The following is a 1,011-nucleotide window of genomic DNA, read 5'->3' as shown; positions in this document are numbered from 1 at the left end:
TCACCGGCAGGGCACCCTCCGCCCCCTCCGCCCCCCTTTCGGCGTCGATCATGAGGTTGGCCCGGACAAATCGGACGGCAATCCCGGCCAACTTCATGATCGACCGACGGAAGGCGTCCCGTGGGCGACGCCCGGGCCTCGCCGGGATCAGGTGCGTGGCGGCGGAGAACTTGGAAGGTTTGCGCCCCTCTGGGGGCCTTCTCGTACCAAGATCTCCCCGCCGAGCGTGGACGGGATGCCGGGTGCCGCGCTCCGGCCGGGCTCGCGCCACCAGCTCCACCCTCGCGGACCCACCCACTCGGCCGATCATGAGGTTGGCGGAGACAAACCGGACAGACGATGCCGCTAAGTTCATGATCGACGCGGCGGGACGCGGGCGGGCGCGACGCGGGGCGGGCGACATGGGCGGGCGGGCGACATGGGCGGGCGCGACGCGGGCGGGCGCGACGTCCGTGGCGGGGGGACATGGCGGGCTCGGGTGGATGGGGGCGGTGTCCGGGCACACCCGGCTGGCGGAATCGTGGGCGGGGCCGGGGCGTTATACCTGGTGAACGACCGCAGCAGCACCCCCGGCAGCACGCGAGCGCGGGTGGCAGGGGCTGGGAATGATCCCGGGCCGGCGGTCGTTGTGGATGTCTCCGGCGCCACCCAGCCGAACCTCGCACGCCACCCCCGGGCGTGCCGCGGGCAGCGTGTGCAGGACGCCGGATCCCCCCAAGAACCTTTCTTGAGCGCCTGACGGTGCCCACGCACCCCACCCCCGGGTGTGCGTCGACCCCCGAATGGAGCCCCCTCATGAACACGATCCTGCGTAAGAGCATCCTCGGTATCGCCGGTCTGACCGTCGCCGGTGGCCTCGCCGCCGGCCCCCTCAACCACGACACCAGCACCCCCACCGCCCGGGACGCGGCCGTCACCACCACTCAGGCCGCCGCGAAGCTCGACACCGCCACACTCATCCCGCACGGCGTGCAGGGCAACCAGTCCCACATCGACCTGAACGACGAGCAG

The 1,011-nt window shown here is 72.3% G+C and carries 1 pseudogene; it reads left to right on the top strand.

Features of this window, described 5'->3' with window-relative positions:
• Positions 1-795: 795 nt before the first annotated feature.
• Positions 796-1,011, top strand: a pseudogene (locus IF06_RS0131755) (hypothetical protein); the annotation flags it as partial.

The sequence above is a fragment of the Micromonospora globosa genome, assembly GCF_000717585.1.
Classification (GTDB): Bacteria; Actinomycetota; Actinomycetes; order Mycobacteriales; family Micromonosporaceae; genus Micromonospora; species Micromonospora aurantiaca.
This window is presented reverse-complemented; position numbering and strand designations above follow the sequence as displayed.